General features: G+C 29.2%; 3 protein-coding genes and 1 pseudogene. 1 reads left to right on the plus strand and 3 read right to left on the minus strand.

The window, feature by feature from the left end:
* Positions 1-320: helix-turn-helix domain-containing protein (locus tag NE054_RS07500; protein ID WP_297890282.1), on the minus strand; the 320-nt coding region annotated here is incomplete at its 3' end.
* Positions 321-462: 142 nt separating this feature from the next.
* Between NE054_RS07500 and NE054_RS07505 the strand changes: the two are divergent.
* Positions 463-594, plus strand: a pseudogene (locus tag NE054_RS07505) (flagellar motor protein MotA); the annotation flags it as partial.
* On the opposite strand, the gene NE054_RS07510 reads toward NE054_RS07505, so the two are convergent.
* Both NE054_RS07510 and NE054_RS07515 read right to left on the minus strand, forming a co-directional pair.
* Entirely contained in the window at positions 584-763 is a 180-nt protein-coding gene (locus NE054_RS07510; protein WP_297890286.1) for a hypothetical protein, read from the minus strand. The pseudogene NE054_RS07505 and the gene NE054_RS07510 overlap by 11 nt on opposite strands.
* The gene (locus tag NE054_RS07515; RefSeq protein WP_297890288.1) at positions 760-3,240 is read right to left on the minus strand and encodes a diguanylate cyclase; all 2,481 of its coding nucleotides are present in this window, start codon (positions 3,238-3,240) and stop codon (positions 760-762) included. The genes NE054_RS07510 and NE054_RS07515 overlap by 4 nt, the downstream gene beginning before the upstream one ends.
* Positions 3,241-3,318: the final 78 nt, after the last annotated feature.

Here is a 3,318-nt window from a genome sequence, read left to right on the forward strand (position 1 = left end):
GTAGTGTAGGATTGTTTATCTTTTTTCTTTTTGAATTTAGGTTTTCCAAAGTGTTTAGGGTTTTTAAGCCAGTTTTTTAATGCTTTTTCCAAGTTAAGTTGGACATTGGCTAAAGCTAAACTGTCTATTTCTTTTAAGAATTGATGTTCTTCTTTGTATTTTGCAGGAGTTATTCTTGGTATTTTTTCTGTGTTTTCCAAAGCTTTTAATTTTTCTTCAAGGATAATATTCCAAATGAACCTACAAGAGCCGAATGTTTTTGAGAAAAACTCTTTTTGCTCCTTATTTGGATATATTCTATATCTGTATGCTTTTAGCATTGTTTTCACCTTAGAAATATTATACACTAAAATGTCCAATAATAAAGTAGCAATTCATCTGGAACCTTATAGAAGATGGAGACTTCCTGCTATAATATTGTTAAAATCTGATATAATAAAATAAAAAAACGGAGAGAAAAGCGTGGATATAACCACTATTGGCGGGATAATTGCAGCGTTAGTATTATTTGCTGTGGGAGATATTTTAGAAGGTGGTAATCCGGCTGGATTAATACACATATCATCCATCATTATCGTTGTACCTACAACTTTAACATAATTTCAATAAGTTTAACAGTAGCTTCATTTGGTTCTTTTATCCGGGCGTACGGATATAATCCTTCTCTAAAGAAAAATTCATATCCAAAAATATCCATAAACTCATCGACAATACTTTGCCTTGCAATAAAAGTTTCGGAAATTCCTAAATTTTCTTCTTTCATCCTACTACTTTATTTTTACCACTTTTTTTGGCTTCATACAGCTTAGAATCAGCAACCTTTATTAAATCATCTAAATTTTCTCCATCTTCCGGAAAAACAGCCATTCCGATACTCACGGTAGTGTACAATAATTTCCCACCTTCTATAGATATAATTTCTGAACTGATATTTTTTATTATTCTCTCTGCAACTTTGAATGTGTTTTCTTTGTCTGACTTTGGCAGAATAACGATGAATTCTTCCCCTCCCCATCTACCAACTACATCCATATCTCTAACAGTGTTTGAAAATACATTACTTATTTTTTTTAAAACGATATCTCCAGTTTGATGACCATAAGTATCATTTAACTTTTTAAAGTTATCAACATCTATGATTAACAAGCCTACATCGTAATTAAACCTCTTAGCTTTTTCCAGTTCTTTCATAAAAAACTCTGTAATAAATCGTCTGTTGTATAAATTCGTTAAACTATCTTTTAACGCAAGCTCTTTATTAATCTCTATCAAATTTAAATTGGATACAAACGGAGAAAATGCGTTAACTAAATCTTCTATAGTATCCACTTTGTCTGGTGTAAAAAAGTTTCTCTCATTACTAACCATATTCAAAATACCGATAACCTTTCCCGAAGATAAAATTTTGCTACACAAAAAAGATTTGTGCGAAATGTTCATCCTTTGACAAACATAATCAAACTCACTATTTTTTAGTATAGTATTACCAGTAAGTATTACTTTACATTCATTAATATCCCCGTTTATACAGTATTCTTCATGTTCTATATCAAATCCGAAGGTTAGTATATCAGATACTTTATTTAGTGAAGGATTTATTTTATATATTAACAATTTATCTATCTTTATATTTTCGATTAAAACTTTTGCGAGTAAATGATAAGCTTCATTTACAGAAGTAGCTCTATTTAAATTAAGAATAAAATTATGTAGTACTTGAATTTTAAAATTCTTCTCTTCTATTTCTTTTTCAAGTTTAACTCGCTGACTAATATCTCTTGCAACTATAGATATGTGTGGAACACCGTTAAATAAAACACTTGATGCACTGACCTCTACCGGAATTCTTTCTCCATGAACTTCTTTATATGTACGCCTGCCAGTTATTGTCAAACCTTTTCTAACAATTTTTTCTATATTTTGTTTGATAAATTCTTCATCCTCTTCAACTATATCGTATATAGTCATGTTTATCAACTCTTCATCAGTATATCCCAATTTTTTATTAACTGAATTGTTAAACAGTTTTATTTTTCCATTATCTGCTTGATATATGATTATCATGTCATCTATAGAGTTGATTATAGATTTATACGTTTGTAGCTCTTTTTGTACCAATTTTTCCTTCTCATATTCTTCGGAAATATCCCTTAACATTAACTTTACTCTTCCCTTATAATCTTTCGCATCAGAAAATAGGTATGAACCTGAGATTTCGTAAATAGAAGATTTGTTTGTAATTCTGTATCTCTCTATTTTTTTATGCCTCAAAAGTTGGGAATAAATGTATCCCCAATCTCTTTCAGGAATGATAGTTGTTATATTACTTCCAACAAAATCCCCAATCTTTTCTTTTGCTTTTTTATTCATCCATAAAACAACCTGCTCTTCTGAGAAGTCTATTAACTCTATAACTAACTCTGGTAGAAGGTCTAACACATCTTTTGCGTGTTTTAACTTTTTTTCTAAAAATGATTTTAAATCTCCTCCAACTATCCTTAAAATATCTCTTTGAGTTATAAAGCCTACATATTTGCTATCTGAAACTATCAGTAATCTACTTATATTTTTTTCATTCATAATTTTCAATGCTTTATACACTGACGTTTCTATATCTACAGTAAAAACTGGAGAAACCATATAATTTTCTATAGGAGCTTCTAAATTTAAAATACCTATTTTGTTCAAAACATCCCTTTCTGTAAATATTCCTATAGGTTTTTGATTATCCGTTATAACAACAGAACCAATGTTTTTTAAAACGAACAATTTTAAAACATCATCGGTTTTTGTTTGTCTTTCTACCGATATGATTTCTTTTGATGCATTTACGTCCTTCAAGGATAAATCTTTTTTTAACAAATCCTCCTCTATTTTAGTTAAAATTTTTTTCATCGTGATACTACCTATAAATTCTCCTTTTTCGCCTACTACAACCAATCTTCTTATATTATTTTCTATCATCAAATTAATCGCAAAATATAAATCTCTATCCTTTCTTACAGTTATTAAATTTCGTGATGCAAATCCAAGAACTTTATCTTGAAAATTTACTTTTTGCATAGTTAGCCGAACAACATCTCTTTCTGTAAGTATTCCCACTGGGTTATTCTTAGCAAGGATTATTATAAATCCTTCATTGTACTCAACCATTTTATTTATTGCATCAGACAGAGTACAGTCGCTATCAATAACAGGTCCTTTATCGTTTATTAATGATTGTACCTGTACATTAATCATTCCAAATCCCCAAAAAAACATTGTAAAGTTAACTATTTAAATTATATACTAAAGTTACTTTTTTGGAAAATTTTAGTA

The organism is Sulfurihydrogenibium sp. (genome assembly GCF_027448985.1).
GTDB lineage: Bacteria > Aquificota > Aquificia > Aquificales > Hydrogenothermaceae > Sulfurihydrogenibium.

Coding starts and splice junctions, on each gene's coding strand:
- NE054_RS07510 (WP_297890286.1), bottom strand. CDS start 763: ATGAAAGAAGAAAATTTAGGAATTTCCGAAACTTTTATTGCAAGGCAA.
- NE054_RS07515 (WP_297890288.1), bottom strand. CDS start 3,240: ATGATTAATGTACAGGTACAATCATTAATAAACGATAAAGGACCTGTT.